This window comes from Sphingomonas sp. PP-CE-1A-559, assembly GCF_004340965.1.
In the GTDB taxonomy this organism is placed as follows: domain Bacteria; phylum Pseudomonadota; class Alphaproteobacteria; order Sphingomonadales; family Sphingomonadaceae; genus Sphingomonas.
This window is the reverse complement of the sequence record NZ_SLYA01000001.1, coordinates 640,587-657,375: the sequence shown is the minus strand read 5'-3', so window position 1 is coordinate 657,375 and position 16,789 is coordinate 640,587. Positions and strand designations below refer to the sequence as shown.

General features: G+C 63.0%; 18 protein-coding genes, 3 pseudogenes and 1 riboswitch. Of the genes and pseudogenes, 12 read left to right on the top strand and 9 right to left on the bottom strand.

The features are described from left to right. Window positions 1-87: 87 nt before the first annotated feature. From C8J42_RS19990 to C8J42_RS02940, 3 genes are all read right to left on the bottom strand, one after another. Window positions 88-240 carry a hypothetical protein gene (locus C8J42_RS19990; protein WP_156364448.1) on the bottom strand — a complete coding sequence of 51 codons (153 nt, stop codon included), beginning with the start codon at window positions 238-240 and terminating at the stop codon, window positions 88-90. Between the two features lie 69 nt (window positions 241-309). Next, window positions 310-468: a hypothetical protein gene (locus tag C8J42_RS19985; protein WP_165895407.1), complete on the bottom strand. Its 159-nt coding sequence runs from the start codon at window positions 466-468 to the stop codon at window positions 310-312. A gap of 100 nt (window positions 469-568) precedes the next feature. Continuing rightward, window positions 569-1,969 carry a voltage-gated chloride channel family protein gene (locus C8J42_RS02940; RefSeq protein WP_056056360.1) on the bottom strand — a complete coding sequence of 467 codons (1,401 nt, stop codon included), beginning with the start codon at window positions 1,967-1,969 and terminating at the stop codon, window positions 569-571. 23 nt (window positions 1,970-1,992) lie between these two features. Next, window positions 1,993-2,070: riboswitch (Fluoride riboswitch) on the bottom strand. 161 nt (window positions 2,071-2,231) lie between these two features. Between C8J42_RS02940 and C8J42_RS02935 the strand changes: the two are divergent. The 3 genes and pseudogenes from C8J42_RS02935 to C8J42_RS02925 all read left to right on the top strand — a co-directional run. Continuing rightward, window positions 2,232-2,672: pseudogene (locus C8J42_RS02935) on the top strand (chloride channel protein); the annotation flags it as partial. After that, window positions 2,669-3,031, top strand: a complete 363-nt coding sequence (locus C8J42_RS02930; RefSeq protein ID WP_082471096.1) for a DUF190 domain-containing protein — start codon at window positions 2,669-2,671, stop codon at window positions 3,029-3,031. The pseudogene C8J42_RS02935 and the gene C8J42_RS02930, both read left to right, overlap by 4 nt. A 3-nt stretch (window positions 3,032-3,034) precedes the next feature. Then, window positions 3,035-3,307 (top strand): CrcB family protein, encoded by a 273-nt coding sequence (locus C8J42_RS02925; protein ID WP_201780755.1) that lies wholly within the window; start codon window positions 3,035-3,037, stop codon window positions 3,305-3,307. A 125-nt stretch (window positions 3,308-3,432) separates the two neighbouring features. Here the strand turns inward: C8J42_RS02925 and C8J42_RS20600 are convergent, their stop codons facing one another. The 4 genes from C8J42_RS20600 to C8J42_RS02910 are packed head-to-tail and all read right to left on the bottom strand — an operon-like array spanning window position 3,433 to window position 6,341. Next, the gene (locus C8J42_RS20600; protein WP_258191424.1) at window positions 3,433-3,558 is read right to left on the bottom strand and encodes a hypothetical protein; all 126 of its coding nucleotides are present in this window, start codon (window positions 3,556-3,558) and stop codon (window positions 3,433-3,435) included. Window positions 3,559-3,610: 52 nt separating this feature from the next. Continuing rightward, a complete protein-coding gene (locus C8J42_RS02920) occupies window positions 3,611-4,123 on the bottom strand; it encodes an MgtC/SapB family protein (RefSeq protein ID WP_107963382.1) in 513 nt (170 codons plus the stop codon). After that, window positions 4,120-5,190 (bottom strand): sulfite oxidase, encoded by a 1,071-nt coding sequence (locus C8J42_RS02915; protein ID WP_031440360.1) that lies wholly within the window; start codon window positions 5,188-5,190, stop codon window positions 4,120-4,122. The genes C8J42_RS02920 and C8J42_RS02915 overlap by 4 nt, the downstream gene beginning before the upstream one ends. 59 nt (window positions 5,191-5,249) lie before the next feature. Further along, entirely contained in the window at window positions 5,250-6,341 is a 1,092-nt protein-coding gene (locus C8J42_RS02910) for a putative sulfate exporter family transporter (RefSeq protein ID WP_181321202.1), read from the bottom strand. Window positions 6,342-6,451: 110 nt separating this feature from the next. Here C8J42_RS02910 and C8J42_RS02905 point away from each other — a divergent pair. Beyond that, window positions 6,452-7,329 (top strand): annotated as a pseudogene (locus tag C8J42_RS02905) (LysR substrate-binding domain-containing protein). Window positions 7,330-7,969: 640 nt separating this feature from the next. Here C8J42_RS02905 and C8J42_RS02900 read toward each other — a convergent pair. Both C8J42_RS02900 and C8J42_RS02895 read right to left on the bottom strand, forming a co-directional pair. Next, complete coding sequence (locus C8J42_RS02900) at window positions 7,970-9,112, bottom strand: TniQ family protein (protein ID WP_133018840.1); 1,143 nt, start codon at window positions 9,110-9,112, stop codon at window positions 7,970-7,972. A 125-nt stretch (window positions 9,113-9,237) separates the two neighbouring features. Next, window positions 9,238-10,110 (bottom strand): annotated as a pseudogene (locus C8J42_RS02895) (ATP-binding protein); the annotation flags it as partial. Between the two features lie 145 nt (window positions 10,111-10,255). On the opposite strand from C8J42_RS02895, the gene C8J42_RS02890 reads away from it, so the two are divergent. The 8 genes from C8J42_RS02890 to C8J42_RS02855 all read left to right on the top strand — a co-directional run bounded on the left by C8J42_RS02890 (window position 10,256) and on the right by C8J42_RS02855 (window position 16,784). After that, on the top strand, window positions 10,256-10,558 hold the full coding sequence (locus tag C8J42_RS02890; RefSeq protein ID WP_243644035.1) for a hypothetical protein: 303 nt from the start codon (window positions 10,256-10,258) through the stop codon (window positions 10,556-10,558). An 87-nt stretch (window positions 10,559-10,645) separates the two neighbouring features. After that, the gene (gene rpmH / locus C8J42_RS02885) at window positions 10,646-10,780 is read left to right on the top strand and encodes a 50S ribosomal protein L34 (RefSeq protein ID WP_031393806.1); all 135 of its coding nucleotides are present in this window, start codon (window positions 10,646-10,648) and stop codon (window positions 10,778-10,780) included. A gap of 2 nt (window positions 10,781-10,782) precedes the next feature. Continuing rightward, complete coding sequence (rnpA, locus tag C8J42_RS02880) at window positions 10,783-11,175, top strand: ribonuclease P protein component (RefSeq protein WP_133019201.1); 393 nt, start codon at window positions 10,783-10,785, stop codon at window positions 11,173-11,175. 178 nt (window positions 11,176-11,353) lie between these two features. Further along, window positions 11,354-11,599, top strand: coding sequence for a membrane protein insertion efficiency factor YidD (yidD, locus tag C8J42_RS02875; protein WP_133018837.1), 246 nt, complete (start codon window positions 11,354-11,356; stop codon window positions 11,597-11,599). After that, the gene (gene yidC / locus C8J42_RS02870; protein ID WP_133018836.1) at window positions 11,596-13,305 is read left to right on the top strand and encodes a membrane protein insertase YidC; all 1,710 of its coding nucleotides are present in this window, start codon (window positions 11,596-11,598) and stop codon (window positions 13,303-13,305) included. The genes yidD and yidC overlap by 4 nt, the downstream gene beginning before the upstream one ends. A gap of 59 nt (window positions 13,306-13,364) precedes the next feature. Next, window positions 13,365-13,982: a ribosome biogenesis GTP-binding protein YihA/YsxC gene (gene yihA, locus C8J42_RS02865; protein ID WP_056052878.1), complete on the top strand. Its 618-nt coding sequence runs from the start codon at window positions 13,365-13,367 to the stop codon at window positions 13,980-13,982. Window positions 13,983-14,163: 181 nt separating this feature from the next. Then, window positions 14,164-15,615 carry a S41 family peptidase gene (locus tag C8J42_RS02860; RefSeq protein WP_243644031.1) on the top strand — a complete coding sequence of 484 codons (1,452 nt, stop codon included), beginning with the start codon at window positions 14,164-14,166 and terminating at the stop codon, window positions 15,613-15,615. Between the two features lie 263 nt (window positions 15,616-15,878). Next, window positions 15,879-16,784, top strand: a complete 906-nt coding sequence (locus C8J42_RS02855) for a phosphatase PAP2 family protein (RefSeq protein WP_235524650.1) — start codon at window positions 15,879-15,881, stop codon at window positions 16,782-16,784. Window positions 16,785-16,789 lie beyond the last annotated feature (5 nt).

Sequence of the window (16,789 nt, the reverse complement as noted above, 5' to 3'; positions counted from 1 at the left end):
CGATGGAAGATCAGAGCGGCTACTGTGCAATACCAGCCAATGGCCTGCTGGGCTGTTAGTCGTCGACCGTCGAAACCGACTACGTGATCAGTCTTCGCGACGTTCGATGTTGTCCCCTAGCCCCGGCGCTTCTGGAGACGATCGGTCGTCTTTACGCTTCTCCGAGGCGACCATTTCGCCAACTTCGACCATCTCCGCGGTTTCCTGCGTGGTCGGCTCATCCTTGTCCGTCTCGGCCATATGCGTCTCCTTTAAAGCATCAACGCCAAAGGCTCGCTATTAGATGCGAGGAGACGCGCAGGCGTCGGATCAGTCGTCGTCGCGGTCCTGCTTTTCGCGGGAAACGACCTTGAAGTTGCGGTTTAGCTTGATGTCATAGCGGCCGCCACGGCAGCGTGCGTCGTCGACCTCGAAGCCACCATCGTCGCGCTCGATCGAGCGTGGCGCAGTGCAGCCGATCCGCTTCAAGGCGGTAAGCTGCGCGATCCGGTCGCGATCTTGTCGGATGGCTTTAGATAGATGCGGATCATACCGATCTCGCTCGGCGTCACCTTATGCTGTTGAGACATCAGTCATGCTCCTTGGTGATGACGGGGGTCGGGGATGGACGGGGGCCGCGCCGTGACGCACGAGCATCGCGCAGGGTCGCAGCCCCGGTATGCGCGCGAGACGCGCGCTTTGGCACCGCGATCCGCTGCGACAGGTAGATGCCGTTATGGCCCGAGCAGATGTAGGCGATGAAACAAGCGACTGCGATTGGGACGGCGTGGGCCGCTCCGAACAGCTCGATCCCCATGATCGTGCAGGCGAGCGGCGTATTGGCCGCGCCAGCGAACACCGCAATGAAGCCTAGTCCCGCGAACAGATCGAGCGGTGCGCCAAGCAGCCAACCGAGCGCATTACCGAGCGCTGCGCCGATGAAAAATAGTGGGGTCACCTCGCCGCCCTTGAAGCCGGCGCTAAGCGTCACGACCGTGAACAGCATCTTGAGCGCCCAGCTCCACCGATCGGCAGGGCCGGTGAAAAAGCCGGCGATCGTGGGATCACCGGGAATGGCCGACCATACGCCTAGGCCGAGATAAGCGCGTGTACCAACGATCCAGACCAGCGCGATGACCAGCACCCCGCCCAGCGCCGCACGCGCAGGGCCGTAAGGGATATGGCGCTTCAAAACTCCGCCGAAGGCGTGGTTGGCTTCTGCAAACACAAGTCCGGCGAGACCAAACGCTACGCCGGCTATTGCCGCCTTGAAGAGCAACACCGGCTCGACGAACAAGGCACCGCTCGCGGAGGCCACATAGGTGATGTGGTAAGGCGTATGATGGATGCCCCAGGCGTGACATGCCCAGTCGCCGACCAGCGCGGCTAGCAGACAGGGGATGATGCCGCCGTATTCGATACGTCCGACGGCCAGCACCTCGAGTGCGAACACCGCCCCGGCGAGCGGGGTCCCGAAGACCGCACCGAAGCCGGCTGCGACACCTGCCATAAGCAGAATGCGGACGCTGGCAGGATCGAGCCGGAAGAGGCCGGCAACGGCGCTGGCGAGACTGCCGCCGAGCTGGACCGCAGTGCCCTCACGCCCTGCGGAACCGCCAAAGAGATGAGTGGCGATCGTGCCGATGAAGACCAACGGTGCCATGCGCAGCGGAACGCCGCCTCCGGGCTCGTGTATCTGCTCGACGATGAGATTATTGCCCGCTTCGACCGAACGGCCGGTCAGGTGATAGAGCAACGCGACCGCCGCTCCGCCTAAGGGCAGGAGGTAAAGCAGCCAGGGATAGTCGAACCGCGCCTGTGTCGCGGCGTCGAGGCTCCAGAGGAAAGCCGCGCAGAGTGTTCCCACCAGCGCCGCCATCGGCACGAGGATCAGCGTCCAGCGCAACACCGACAGGGCATGGTCATGGCGATCGCGAAAAAAAGCGGCCAAATTTAATTCGTTATAGAGATTGCGAAACGTCGCGCGCACAATTCCTCCTTGCTGCCTTGCGGCGCCCGGTAGGAATCATCGGCCCTTGCGAGGGCGGTTCGGCCAACATAGCCAGGCGGAAATCCATCGCCTTCGGCCGCTATATGTCGCCGCGGTGCGGCAACGTCAATCCGATGTAGAAATGAAACTGTATGGTTGCCGGATGACAGGCCCGAAACGGCAGGATAACTGACGGACCGATACTGTTGCTCGCAGCCATCCGATTGCTGTGGCCGGCGGAGCAGGCGAAGAGCCGCCGCCCAAGGGCGGCGAGGTCACGCCGCTGTTCTTCATCGGCGCGGTGCTGGGTCATGCGCTCGCCGGCCCGATCGGTGTCCCCGTCGACCTCCTTGCCGCGCTCGGTTTCGTGGCGGTGTTCGCGGGCGCGGCCAATACGCCGCTCGCCTGCACGATCATGGGCGTCGAGCTGTTCGGCGCCGAGACCGCAGTGCCGGTCGCGGTCGCCTGTTTCGTCGCTTACGCCTGCTCCGGGCATAACGGCATCTACCTGTCGCAACGGGTGGCGGTGCCGAAGCGGGCGGGCAGCACCCTGCCGCCGGACCTGACGCTGCGCGATGCGCGCGCGCTCCGTCCCGTGTCCGACCTTTCAGACCTGTTCGCTCCTTACCTCACGGAAGGCTTATCCATGTCCGACGCCCACCACGTGTCGCAGACCGAGATCGGCTGGTCCGCATCTACATGAAGCTAGCCGATAAGGCGGTAAAGCCGGGCACGCGCTCACGCTGGGCTGCCAAGCCGCTCGACCGAACGCTCGTCGCGCAGGCCAAGGCGGACGGAATCATGAACGCTGTCGCCCACTATACCCACTACGGCTACAGCAACCACGGCCCGGTGCATGAGAACGGCGCCGAGATCGCCGATCCACACCTCACCATGTGTGTCGAACTGATCGGCCAGCGCGAGCAGCTCGAAGGCTTCTGCCGGGCGCATGGCGACCTGCTTGCGAACAAGGTCATCGTCTACAAGCACCTGGAGCATTGGACGGTCAGCCCGGCGGGCTTGCGCCAGGAAGATGCGGATACGGCCGAGCTGGTTGGCTGAGGCATGGGGCCATACCTGATTGTGTTCGCCGGGGCTGGTTCCGACGGCATGCTGCGGTATGGGCTGAACGGCCTCAGCCTGCGCCTGTTCGGCCCCGACCTGTCGATCGGAACGCCCATCATCAACGTGCTCGGCTCATTCCTTATGAGTCTGCTGGGGGGCTGGTTCTTGTTGCGAAGCGGATCGAGCCCGGGATGGCGATTGTTCCTCACCACCGGCGGGCTGGACGGCGTCACGACCTTCTCGACCTTCTCGCTGGAAGCGGCCTTGCATTAGGAGAGAGCCGAAGTCGGGCAAGCTGCCCTTTATGTTGTCGGATCGGTTGGGCTGGGCGTGCTCGCGCTGTTCGGCGGCCTCGCTCTCGTTCGCTCCTTCAGCCCGGCTTAGCGGCGCCAACCGGCTCAGAAGCGATCATCTTCCTTGACGTTGTCAACCTTCGCCTTGTGTTTGGCGCGGACCGACTCCTCCAGCTCCAGAATCTCGGCCGATTCTTGCGTGGTGGGCTTCTTCTTGTCGATATCGCTCATGAAGTCCTCCGTCTGCAAAACTACTGGTACACCGTTTCGCGCCAAGGATTATTCAGGGTTTCTGCTCGGCGTCCCGCCGGTCCGCTTCGGCCGGGGTCTGCCGGGCGCGTTCGCGGATACGGCGTTCGAGCGGTGCGCCGACGAACAGCACGAGCATCGCCAGCAGCAGACCGCCCACAAGCAGTGGCCACACCGCCAATCCCGCTGCCGCTCCGAGCGTCGCTGACACCCAGATGCACGCCGCCGTTGCCAGCCCATGCACCTCCTGCCCGCTGCCGACGCGCAGGACCGCGCCCGCGCCGATGAAGCCGACGCCGGATAGGATGCCCTGCATCACCCGACCTGCTGCATCGGCGTTCACGTTCGGCAAGCCGCTGTGGACGATCGCCTGGACGGCGATGCAACTCGCGAGCCCGACCAGCCCTAGCGTCCGCAGACCCATGATCTGTCGGTTCTCGCGTGACCGTTCCCAGCCGAGCGTCATGCCGGCCGCCGTCGCCACGATCATCCTGCCGATCGCGTCGACCCAGAAGGCGAGATCGACCGACAAAGGCGGCGGATTCACTCGACCAGCACGTGGACGTGGTGCCAGGCCGTGCAGAGGTATCCGGCGAAGTTCCACATCGTATCGGGTAGTTCGGGCTGACCCTGGCCCGCATCGTCGAACGCGCGCACCACAAGGTGCTGGCGCCCCTTGGGCAGTTCCGCATCTAGCGACCAGCGCTGCCAGCTCCACTGCCCGTCCGGATCGTCGGAGAAATCGACCTGCCGCCAGTCTCGACCGCCGTTCAGCGACACCTCTACCCGCGACACGCCGCGCTCATAGGCGACGGCATAGCCCTCGATCCGGACCTTGCCCGCGGGCAGGCTCTCGCCCGAACCAGGCGAGCAGATCGCGGCGTTGAGCGGCATGGCGTTGATCGTCAGCCCTTGCGTCCAGTCCGCCGTCTCGCTGGTCACGTCGGCCGGAAAAAGCTTGTAATCGTGCGCCTGGATCGGCGCCTCGGAGGGCGTGTCCTTGACCTCGATCCGGGTCAGCCACTTGGCGCTACGCACGCCAGCATAGCCTGGCACGACCAGACGCAACGGCGCACCGTGCTCGGGTGCCAGCGGTTCGCCGTTCATCGCCCAGGCGAGCAGCACGTCGGGCGCCCGCGCCTTGGTCATAGCGATCGAGACGCCGAACGGTGCCACCTCGCCTTCCACATCCACCTCGTCAGCGCCGGTGAAGCAGACGAACAGGTTGGACGCGTCCGATGCTCCAACTGCATCCAACAGGTCTGCGAGCCGCACGCCCGTCCACTCGGCATTGCCGATCGCGCCTATGTCCCATGGATCGCCTGAAGTCTTGCCCACCTGTTGGAGATCGGTCCGGCGGTTGCCGGCGCATTGAAGCACAGCCGTGACAGTCCGGACCGGAAAGCGCGCCTTCAACTCCGCAATCGAGATGGAGCACTCGCCCACACTGATCCCGCCCACCTCAATCCGGTGATCGGCCGGCAGGTCCGGCACGGGCCCATGGCTGCGCACATAGAACAGGTTCTGTGGCGTCAAAAACCGCTCGATCAAGGCGCCGGGCACCGGCTCGGCGTTGTAGGGCTCGGGGTTCCGCTCTATCATCAGCTCGCTCATGCTATTGTAACGCCTGACAATCGGTTTGGCCTCGGCCTCATCCTCACTATCTTGCCCGATCATGCGATGTGCAGCGCGGCCAGCAGCGTCAGGCTGATCGCGGCCAAGCCGAGCAACGACAACACGACGGCCATGGTCACGCGGCCCCCGGCCTTGGCGACGGTGCGGACGTCCACGCCGAGCCCGAGCGCCGCCATGGAAACGACGGTCAGCAGCGTGGCGCTCCGGCCGATCGGCGCGATGGCGACGGTCGGCACCAGACCTAGCGAGCGGCAGGCGACCAGTGCGAGGAAGCCGATGATGAACCAGGGCACGAGGTGGGCGAGGTCCATCCGCTTGGCCGTAGGCGCACCGGCGACGAACTCGCCTTCGGGAACCGACTGCGGCGCGAGACGAGGCGCCACCAGCGACAGAACAAGGCACACCGGCCCGAGCATCAGCACGCGCACCAGCTTGACGAGCGTACCCATCTGCACGGCGGTGGCGCCCAACGGCGAGGCGGCTGCGATCACCTGCGGCACGGCATAGACAGTGAGCCCGGCGAGCGCCCCGAAGGCGAGCCCGCCCATGCCGAGCGCAATCGCGAGCAGTGGCAGGCCAAGCACTACCACCACACCCAGTACCGCCGTGAACGCGATCGAGGCAGCTACGTCGTCGCTGTCGGCGCCGATTACCGGTGCCACGGCCGCGATGGCGGAGTTGCCGCAGATTGAATTGCCGCAAGCCACCAGCAGCGCCATCCGCGTTGGCAAGCCGAGCAATCGGCCGATCCCAAAGCTGAGCAGGATTGCGCTCACGACCACGCCGGCGATACCGGCGAGGAGCGGCAGCCCGGCCGCCAAGATGGTCGCGGCACTGACCGAAGCACCGAGCAGGACGACCGCCACCTCCAGTAAGTATTTGGCGCTGAATGCGATGCCTTCGTGCCACCTTTCATCCGGGGTCCACAGGCTGCGCACGGCGGTGCCGATCAGGATGGCGAGCACCAGCGCCTCCAGCCACGCCTTGCCGGCCAGTGCGCGCTCGCCCACCTCCAGCGCGTAGGCCGAGCCGGTGACGGCGAGGCAGAGGCCGACGCCGGGCAGCAGCGCGGGCAATCTGCTAGTCTGGACGGTCGGGAATATACGATCGGGATAGGCAAAACTGGCCACGGCGGTGTTCCTTCCGTCGCACGATCTAAACCCTGCCTACCGATCGCTCCAACTTAGCCTTGTTGTCATTCCGATCGTCAATCGTGATCGGTTTCTATATCAGGTGCGGTGTGACACTGGAGCAACTGCGCATCTTCGTCGGCGTGGCCGAGCGCAAGCATATGACCGTCGCGGCGCGGCCTTAAACGTCACGCAGTCAGAGGCTTCCGCAGCCATCGCCTCGCTTGAGGAGCGACACGCAACCAAGCTCTTCCACCGCGTCGGGCGCGGCATCGCTCTGACAGAGGCCGGACGGCTGTTCCTGACCGAGGCTCGCGGAGTTCTTGCGCGGGCCGACGCGGCCGAGACGGTGCTGGAGGAGCTTGGCGGACTGAAGCGGGGCACGCTGCGCCTCGTCGCCAGCCAGACCATCGCCGTCTGCTGGTTGCCGCCCATCCTTTCAACTTTCCATGAGCGCTATCCGGCGATCAGTATCGAACTGTCGATCGGCAACACCGGGCAGGCCGCGGTACACGTCAATGACGGCAAGGCCGATCTGGGTATTGTCGAGGGCGAGATCGAAGATCCAGCGTTGGCGCATTGGCCGATCGGCGAAGACCAGCTGTTGCTCGTCGGAGCACAACCTTTCGCCGACATCGACATCGACGCGACATGGCTGCGACGAGCGCGCTGGGTGCAACGGGAGCCTGGATCAGGCACGCGATCGACGTTGAATAGCGAGTTGCGCGGCTTGGGGGTCGATCCGGCTGCCCTCGACGTGGCGCTGACGATGCCGTCTAATGAAAGCGTCCGAACGGCCGTGGAGGCTGGGGTGGACGTTGCTGTCCTGTCGGCGCTGGTGGTCGACCCGGCCATCAAGGCAGGTCTGTTGCACGTCGCACCGATCACATTCGCTCCTCGCCCCTTCTTCGGGCTGCGGCATAAGGAACGCTATCGCACGAAAGCCGCGGATGCGCTGTTGGACGTGATCGGGTTGCAGCGGCGGTAGGTACGCATCGGCATTCTCAAAACGCCATCCTTTGTGGGACCGCCCGCGATCGCCATCTCCTTGCTGAAACCTGTCTGACCGCACTCCACCAGATTTGCGCCATAGTAGGACGGGACATCGCCCACGAGCGGCCGGATCTGGCAGTAGCTGTTGTTCAGCAGACCGTGCCGGGACGACGCCTTTGTCCCTGAAGGCATCGATTACGGCGGAAAACCCTGTCGCCATCCTGGATGCACGACAAACGGGTGTTTTACGTCGCCTAAGACAACCCCGCCGGCGCCTCCCCTCCCTATCGCAACTCAGTTCGTGCTTTCGAGGACACTTGAAACGCTTGGGCTACCGCAGCCACTGCCCTACGAAGCCGCAGGCCGGCGAAGCTTACCAGCGTACCTTTGGTGCTTGTACGTCCAGGGTGGGCCAATGAACATGTACTTTCAGGAGAAGGACCCTGGTTGCACAGCGCAAAAGCGAAGCGTCATTTAGGGTATACCCTGTCCGGCGTTTCAGACGTCAGCACTTGCGGTCCACACGCTTCTTAAAGCGAAGGCTTTGAGCCCATTGTCATGAGACACATTCTTTTAAAATGCTTTAAGAATACCAAACGGAGGCTTCAAATGACCCCTAAACGGGCACATTTAATCTATCCTTTATACATTCTAATATCGTTAGCTGAGAAACTTGAAACCCCTTTCGATTGCAAATAGATTTCGATCATCCATGCGCGCTCCATTTGCGAGTCGCGATGCCAGTATAAAATGTTCCCTAGTAGCGAAGCGTAAGAGGAATCTCGTTTCGCCCTGTCATAGCCACCATCTGCTAAAGTATTTTTCCATACTCGTGTTGCCAAGGCATCTTTTAGGTAGTGGGCTGCTTTTTTGACTTCCGCGGATCTAATTGGCCATTCTACCCCTAAAACCTCTTGGTATGATGTATTAATTAGGTGAGCTATTCCAACAGAAGCCACCTTCAACACTTCTCTCTGATCTATCCACTGTAATAGCTCAAACGATCCTCCCGTTAAACGCAGTATTCTGTCTCCATATTCGTGCCAAAGCTCAGCAATTAACTTTCGTTTTTCTTTATGGACATAACCCGGCGCGATTAGCTCTTCGACTAACGTTCTGAGCGTCCTGAACCATCGTGTAGGTGTAATGAATTGATCGGGTATTATCCCCTCGCGAAAAGCGTTGCCCGAAATACGATCTAACTCAACCATTTCGAGCGTCGGCTTGCCTGTAAAGGTTTGATTCCACAATACATACTGACCAGGTAAAAATACGCATTCCTGAAGGAAGCACTGATGCGTGGCACATGATAGTGAAACTGGAACCAGCCAGTCCAAACGCAGGGCGATAGTGCAATCCTCGCCTACGCATCGAGGACAGGCCCGAACTCGATCTCCAAAACCCCAAGGCCGCCACTTAAGGGAATTTCGTGTCAGTCTTGGCCGATCGTTCCAGCTTTTCAATAAAACTTTCTGACTTAGAACGTAATCCTCAAAACCTCCTGCATTATCGCCAAATGCATATGGAACAACGCCATCAAACGTCATCGAACGAACTTTATTAAACTCTACGCGACTTAATCTGCAGATATTCTGCAAAAGATTTAGATCGCTCGTAAAATTAATTTCGGACCAACTCCCGCTGTATCCGAAGTATTCTTGAACCAGCTGCTCGAAACTAACATCGTGCAAGTTCCCGATGCGAGTAAGCCACGATGAAAGCGCCTCACCCGACGCTGGCTCAACCCGTATGGGCCATGGCCTAGACGAATGGGGCAAAGAAGTGACTGATCTGCCCGGGCAACCTTCTCAGCGAGTTCAAGGGACGTGATATGAGCACCCGGGCATAATGTCTTTCTCTCGCTGCTAGTGCAAGGAAGCCCCGCCCTGTGCAGCAGCACTCAAGCTAGTGCAACGAGACCCAAGACGTTCACACCGCCCCCGGTGAGTGCCGCCATCGATGCGGAATGGTGCGGGGCCCGAAAAGGTCTCGTGCGGGTCAGGCGGCCGCCGGAAAGCGTGCCCGCTACCGATTGCACCATCGACACTTCGAGCGCTTCGGCTGGGTCGAGCGGTGGCAGGATCCCAGGGAGACACGAGGCCATCAGCGACTTGCCGGAACCCGGCGGCCCTACCATCAGCAAATTATGCGATCCGGCAGCGGCGATCTCCAGCGCGCGCTTGGCGGTCTCCTGCCCTTTCACCTGACGCAGGTCAGGACCATGATCAGCGTGCTCGGCTATGCCGGGCTTGGGTGGGCTGAGCAGGCCGTGGCCTTTGAAGTGATTGAGCAACGAAAGCAGATCCGGCGCGGCGATGACCTCGACCTCGCCCGCCCAAGCCGCTTCCGAACCTTGCGCGGCGGGGCAGACGAGCCCCTTCCCCACCTCCGACGCGTGCAATGCCGCCAGCAACACGCCCGGCGATGCGGTGATCCGTGCATCGAGCCCGAGTTCGCCGACGATGACATAGTCCGCCAGCGCCTCGGCATCGACCACCCCCATCGCCGCCAGCAACGCCAGCGCGATAGGAAGATCGAAATGCGATCCTTCTTTCGGCAGATCGGCCGGCGACAGGTTCACGGCGATGCGTTTCGGCGGCAGCGACAGCCCCATCCCGGCGATCGCGCCGCGCACCCGCTCACGGCTTTCGCCGACCGCCTTATCCGCGAGGCCGACGACGTTGAATGCGGGAAGTCCTGGAATCAGTTGGACTTGCACCTCGACCGCGCGCGCTTCCAGCCCGAGATACGCCACCGTCGCTACGATCGCCGCCATGCCCGCTCCCCCGCGACACGACGTCACGCCTTATTCATACCCGATTTGCGATGTCTGCAAGTATGGGGTCTGCAAGGACGCGCAGTCCGAAACTCCCCGATCACGCCGTCTTGCGAACCTAATACACCGGACCCACATGCCTTCCGTGAAAGCAGTCCGCTCCCCCGTTCTCCGCTTCGGCCAGTTGGCGCTTGGGGTGATGTTGATCCTGAGTGCGCCGCTGCTCGCGCCGCTGCCTGGGCCTGCGGGTATCTTCCTGTTCGCGGGCGGGATGGTTCTCGTCCTGCGCAATTCGCGCTGGGCGCGGCTTAAATGGGCGCGGCTGAAGCGGCGTTGGCCCCGCACCGGGCATTTCGTCGATCGGATGATGCGGCGGCAGAGCGCGATGCGACGACATGAGCGGGCCAAGGCTGCCAAAAACGCGCCCATCACGACGGGTGCGAATTGACTTACCGCCGCCCTTTCCGTAAGCGCCCAGCCATCAAGGCCGTCCCCGTGGCGGCCGTTTTCTATTTGATGACCTAGGGAATGACCAATGAAGCGGACCTTTCAGCCGAGCAACTTGGTACGCGCACGCCGTCACGGCTTCCGCGCACGGATGGCGACGGTCGGCGGCCGGGCAGTGATCCACGCACGCCGCGCCCGCGGTCGCAAGAAGCTGTCGGCCTAACCATTCTAGACAAACGCCGCGACTTTCTCGCGGCGAATGCGGGGAAGCGCGCACCGATGCCGGGATTCGTCCTGCTCATGCGCCCCCGCGATGACGGTGACGAGACGATGCGAATCGGCTTCACCGTCACCAAGAAGATCGGCAACGCCGTCGTCCGGAACCGCATGAAACGGCGGTTGCGGGCGTTGGCGCGTGAACTGTTGGCGGAGCGCGGCGTTGCTGGGGCTGATCATGTGCTGATCGGGCGCAACGGCGGAGTCGAGCGGGATTACGCGTTGTTGCGGACCGAGCTAGGCAAGGCGTTCCGCAAGGTTACGCCGCAGGCCACTGATACCGCATCGGCGCAAGCCACCACCCCGGCGAAGGCCGGGGCCCAGGTGGGAAAGCGGCCGTGATTCAACACCGCCATTCGTTAGCGATGTTCCCCAACTGGGCCCCGGCCTTCGCCGGGGTGGAAATGTCTCACTCGAAACGGCTCTCTTGGCCTTTGTTCTCCCGCGAAGGCGGGAGCCCAGTCTGGGTCCCCGCCTTCGCGGGGAAACACTGTGAGGGTGCGCGGACAACGGCAAACCCATGCTAGCCCGCCTCCTCATCCTCATCGCCCGCGGCTGGCAACTCGGGCCCTCGCTCATTCTGCCGTCGAGCTGCCGCTACGATCCTTCGTGTTCCGCCTATGCAATCGAGGCCGTTGGGCGCTATGGCGCGCTCAAGGGGGGCTGGTTGGCGGCGAAGCGTATCGCGCGTTGCCATCCGTGGGGCGGGTACGGCCCCGATCCGGTCCCAGATATCGACAAGAAACTGAAAGACGCCGCCCTGTGAAAGACGACAAGCAGAATTTCGTGCTGTTCGCGGTGATCGCGGCCCTGATCCTGTTCGGATGGCCGCTGATCCAGGGCAAGTTCTTCCCGACCGCGAATCCGCCGGTCACGAAGATCGAAGGCGGCAAGACGAAAGCCATCGCCAACCCCGCGGCCGATCCGGCCGCTGACGGCGCCGCTGCGATCGGCGATCGCAACGCAGTGATCGCCAGCACCCCGCGCATCCGCATCGAGACGCCCCGCGTGTCCGGCTCGATCAACCTGAAGGGCGCGCGGATCGATGATCTCGTGCTCAAGGGCTATGACGAGACGGTCGCGAAGAACTCGCCGCCGATCCGCCTGCTGTCGCCAGCCGGTGCGCCCGACGCGTATTTCGCAAGCTTCGGCTGGCGTGCACAGGGCCTGACCCCGCCCGCCGCCGACGCCGTCTGGACGCCCTCGGGCGCGACCACGCTGACGCCGACCACGCCGGTCACGCTCGATGCGACCAACGCCACCGGCCAGCGCTTCCGGATCCAGATCGCCGTCGACCAGGATTACATGTTCACGGTTCGCCAGACCGTCCTCAACGCCGGCACCGCGCCCGTGCCCGTTGCCACCTACGGCCTCGTCAACCGCGTCGGCATCTCGAAGGATCCGTCGTCGATGACGATCCATGTCGGGCCGATGTCGGTCGACAATGGCGGCGCGCATTACCGTCCGAACTACAAGGACATCGACGAAGCCGCGCAGAAGTTCACGACGACCGGCGGCTGGCTCGGCTTCACCGACAAATACTGGCTGACCGCGCTCGTCCCCGACCAGGGCCAGGCGTTCGACGGCCAGTTCCGCGCCGGGGCCAACAAGGCGTACCAGGCCGATTACGCGCTCCAGCCCAGGCAGGTCGCACCCGGCCAGGCCATCACCCAGACGTCGCGCTTCTTCGCCGGCGCCAAGGAAGTCCGCCTGCTCGATCGCTACACCGACCAGGCCGGCGGCGTTGCCAAGCTCGATTACGCGATCGACTGGGGCTGGTTCCGGATCGTCGAGAAGCCGATCTTCTATTATCTCGACTGGCTGTTTCGCATGGTCGGTAATTTCGGCGTTGCGATCATCCTGCTGACCGTGACGATCCGCGGCCTGCTGTTCCCGATCGCCCAGCGGCAGTTCAAGTCGATGGCCGCGATGCGTGCCGTCCAGCCGAAGATGAAGGCGATCCAGGAAAAGCATAAGGACGACAAGGTCCGCATGCAGCAGGAGGTCATGGCGCTCTACAAAACCGAGGGCGTCAACCCGCTCGCCGGTTGCGCCCCGACGCTGCTGCAGATCCCGATCATGTACGCGCTGTACAAGGTGCTAATGCTGACGATCGAGATGCGTCACCAGCCATTCGTCGCGTGGATCAAGGATCTGTCTGCGCCCGATCCGCTGACGCCGCTCAACCTGTTCGGTCTGCTGCCGTTCACGCCGCCGCACATGATCGCGATCGGTATCGTGCCGATCATCCTGGGCATCAGCATGTACTTCCAGTTCAAGCTGAACCCGACGCCGATGGACGACACGCAGAAGCAGGTCTTCAAGCTGCTGCCATGGGTGCTAATGTTCGTAATGGCGCCGTTCGCGGTCGGCCTCCAGGTGTACTGGATCACGTCGAACTGCCTGACCATCATCCAGCAGAAGCTGCTCTACGCCCGCCATCCGGGCCTGAAAGTGCCGGTGACCAAGTGAACGACGTTCCTAACCTAGGTCCCGATCTGGAGGCGACCGACGCCCCGTTCACCCCCGAGATGCTCGAGCATGCGCGGAAACTGTTCGCGGGGCATGTCGGCTTCCTGAAGTCGGCGCCGACGCTCGAATTCCTGCCCGATGCGTCGGTGCCGGAAGTGGCGTTCGCCGGTCGCTCGAACGTCGGCAAGTCCTCGCTGTTGAACGCGCTCACCGGGCGCAACTCGATGGCGCGCACGTCGAACACGCCGGGCCGTACGCAGGAGTTGAACTTCTTCGACGTCGGCGCGCCGCTCGCATTCCGGCTCGTCGATATGCCGGGCTACGGGTTCGCCAAGGCGCCCAAGGACGTCGTCAAGAAGTGGCGTTTCCTGATCAACGATTTTTTGCGCGGACGTGACGTGTTGAAGCGCGCGCTCGTGCTGATCGACTCGCGCCACGGCATCAAGGACGTCGACCGCGAGATCCTCGAGATGCTCGACAAGGCCGCGGTCAGCTACCGCATGGTCCTGACCAAGGCGGACAAGATCAAGGCGTCCGAACTGGTCGAAGTCACCGAGCGCACCGCGATCGAGGCGCGCAAGCGGCCTGCCGCGCATCCCGACATCCTCGTCACGTCCAGCGAGTACGGCATGGGCATCCCCGAGCTCCGCGCGGCAGTGGTCGAAGCGGTCAGCTAGCGGACTTGGCCTGCGGGCTCGCACCCCTCCTACCCCGTCATTCTGACGATGGCAGGTGACGCTGGCAGGTATACTGCCGGCCGCCCTGCCAAAATTCACCGAGATCGGATCAATCTACGATTTCCTGCTGGCATCGTACGGCGAATTCCGTAGCCTCCGTTGGAAGGGTGGAGACTACGTAATGCGGGTACGGTTTGGGGCGATGCTGGCGATGGCGGCGATGCTGTCGGGCTGCGGGGGTAGCGACGGCAACACGAACTCGACCGGTGGCGGTACCAGTGGTGCTATTGGTGTTACGCCGACACCCACGCCGACCGCAACCGCGGGCTGTTCGTTGCGCGAACGCCAGGACTGGGCTGCCGCACAGCTTCGCGAATGGTATCTGTTCCCCGATACGCTGCCTGCGACCTTGAGCCCTGCGGGGTACACGACGGTCGACAGCTATATCGACGCGCTGACCGCGACCGCGCGATCCCAGCGCAAGGATCGGTATTTCACGTACCTGACGTCGATCAAGGAAGAGACGGCGTATTACACCTCTGGATCGAGTGCCGGTTTCGGCATCCGTTTCGCGCTCGACCAGACCGGCCAGCGCCTGTTCGCCGCCGAGTCGTTCGAAGGCGCGCCCGCTCTCGCCGCCGGGATCGACCGCGGCGCCGAGATCCTCGCGATCGGTACCACATCGAGCAACCTGCGGACCGTCAGCGCCATCATCACTGCGGAGGGCACGGCCGGGCTGACCACCGCATTCGGTCCCGACACGACCGGTACGGCGCGCGTTTTTCGTGTCTCGGATGCTGCCGGTACGCGGGACGTGACCGTCGCCAAGGCCGACTTCTCGCTGCTGCCGGTCTCGTCGCGGTACGGTGCGAAGATCATCGACGATAGCGGTCAGCGCGTTGGTTACATTAACTTGCGCACGTTCATCTCCACGGCCGAACCAGCGCTGAAAACAGCGTTCGCGAATTTCCGTGCGCAGGGCGTGACGAAGGTCATCATCGACCTGCGCTACAATGGCGGTGGCCTCGTCGCGACGTCAGAGTATCTCGGCGACCTCCTTGGTGGAGGACGATCAACGTCCGAGGTGTTCGACTATACGACGTTCCGAACGGAGAAGGCCTCGAACAACGAGACGCGCTTCTTCGCGCCACAACCCGAGTCTATCGCGCCGACGCGGATCGCATTCATCGGCAGCGGCGGTACCGCATCGGCGAGCGAACTTTTGATCAATGCGTTCACGCCGTATCTGCACGGCAATTCCGCGCTGATCGGGACGAACACCTACGGCAAGCCCGTCGGCCAGATCGCCCTCGACAAGCCCGCCTGCGACGATCGTCTGCGTGTCATCGCGTTCGCGACGCAGAATGCGGCGCGCAACGGCAATTACTTCGATGGTTTGGCGTCGACCGTCGAGGCGACCTGTCGCGCGACGGATGATATCAGCTTCCCGCTCGGCGACGCACGCGAGGCGTCCACCCGTCGCGCGCTCGACTTCCTGGCGGGCCGCAGCTGCTCGGCGATCACCAGCGATGTCAGCGCGCAGTCGGCACGGACTACGGCGAGCACCCGCCAGGACTTGCTGATTCCCGCAGCGCCGACCACTGCGCAACGGATGGTTCCTGGCTCGTTCTAAAGCCGGCGACCGAGACCGTGAAACCGCAGCTATAGCGGGCGTCGTCCTACGGCAGGGCGACACTCGTCGTTCGTTACCGTTCAGCCAAGCGAAAGCCGATCCAGCCGACGAGGGTCACTTGTTCCCCCGTATGTGATACGCGTTCGCCGACCATGAATGACGTTTCGATTGCAACTACCCCGCGGCTGCCCGCTGACATCCACCGCGGGGCGCTGCCCGCACACGATAGCGTGCCCGATTATGGATGGTGGATCGGAGGTGGGATGATCCTCAGCCTAGCGATGTTGACCGTGATGATGCACGTCGCCGGCCTATCGATCGATCCGTACGACGCCGACAACATGCCATTCTACGTAAGCGGCGTCGTCCTGCTGGCGTTGCGCTTCGGCCTTCGCGACCGCCCCTGGCGTCATGCGCGCGCGGTCGCTGACTGCGCAGAATATTACGGCGTCTTCACCATGCTGGCACTGATGGGCGCGGTGGCGAGCTATCCGGTCGCGGCGCTGACGCATGGGTTTCACGATGCAGCACTCCAACGGATCGACGCCCTGCTGCATTTCGACTGGCTCGCCTGGTATCGACTTGTCGCCGCAACGCCGATCCTGCAAACGCTTGGTCTGGCTGCGTATCGCAGCATCTACCTGACGCCCGCGATCCTGTTCGCTACCTTCGCGTTGACCGGCGACCGGGTGGCGGCGCACCGTTTCCTCGCGACATTCTGGCTTACTGCAGTCGGCACGTTGATTCTCTACGCCTTCATGCCGGCGATCGGTCCGTTCTCGTATCTGTGGCATCAACCAATCGCTTATATGCCCGAGAGCGAGCAATGGCAGCATGGGCTGATACCTGCACTCCGCGATCACAGCGTGCGGGTGGTCGACCTCGGCCATCTGCGCGGCATCGTATCGGCACCGAGCTTCCATGCCGCCGCCGCAACGCTCTACATCAATGCGGCGTGGCGCATGCCGCGGCTGCGCTGGCCGGTGCTCGCCCTTAATGCGGCAATGCTGTTGGCGACACCCGTCGAGGGCACGCATTACCTGATCGACATCCTGCTCGGCACGATCGTCGCGTTGGCTGCGATCGCGACGCTGCACCGTCTCATGCCGCGTAGCATCGCGCGCCAGCCCGTTGCCAACCACGTTGCCGCGGCCCGCCTGCCCCGCTAGTCCAA

What these genes read in the sequence shown, in the direction of transcription:
- yihA (WP_056052878.1), top strand. Translation starts at nt 13,365, where the DNA reads ATGCTCGAGCATGCGCGGAAACTGTTCGCGGGGCATGTCGGCTTCCTG.
- C8J42_RS02930 (WP_082471096.1), top strand. Translation starts at nt 2,669, where the DNA reads ATGAAGCTAGCCGATAAGGCGGTAAAGCCGGGCACGCGCTCACGCTGG.
- C8J42_RS02915 (WP_031440360.1), bottom strand. Translation starts at nt 5,190, where the DNA reads ATGAGCGAGCTGATGATAGAGCGGAACCCCGAGCCCTACAACGCCGAG.
- C8J42_RS02855 (WP_235524650.1), top strand. Translation starts at nt 15,879, where the DNA reads ATGATCCTCAGCCTAGCGATGTTGACCGTGATGATGCACGTCGCCGGC.
- rpmH (WP_031393806.1), top strand. Translation starts at nt 10,646, where the DNA reads ATGAAGCGGACCTTTCAGCCGAGCAACTTGGTACGCGCACGCCGTCAC.
- yidD (WP_133018837.1), top strand. Translation starts at nt 11,354, where the DNA reads ATGCTAGCCCGCCTCCTCATCCTCATCGCCCGCGGCTGGCAACTCGGG.
- C8J42_RS02925 (WP_201780755.1), top strand. Translation starts at nt 3,035, where the DNA reads ATGGGGCCATACCTGATTGTGTTCGCCGGGGCTGGTTCCGACGGCATG.
- C8J42_RS02860 (WP_243644031.1), top strand. Translation starts at nt 14,164, where the DNA reads ATGCGGGTACGGTTTGGGGCGATGCTGGCGATGGCGGCGATGCTGTCG.
- C8J42_RS20600 (WP_258191424.1), bottom strand. Translation starts at nt 3,558, where the DNA reads ATGAGCGATATCGACAAGAAGAAGCCCACCACGCAAGAATCGGCCGAG.
- C8J42_RS19990 (WP_156364448.1), bottom strand. Translation starts at nt 240, where the DNA reads ATGGCCGAGACGGACAAGGATGAGCCGACCACGCAGGAAACCGCGGAG.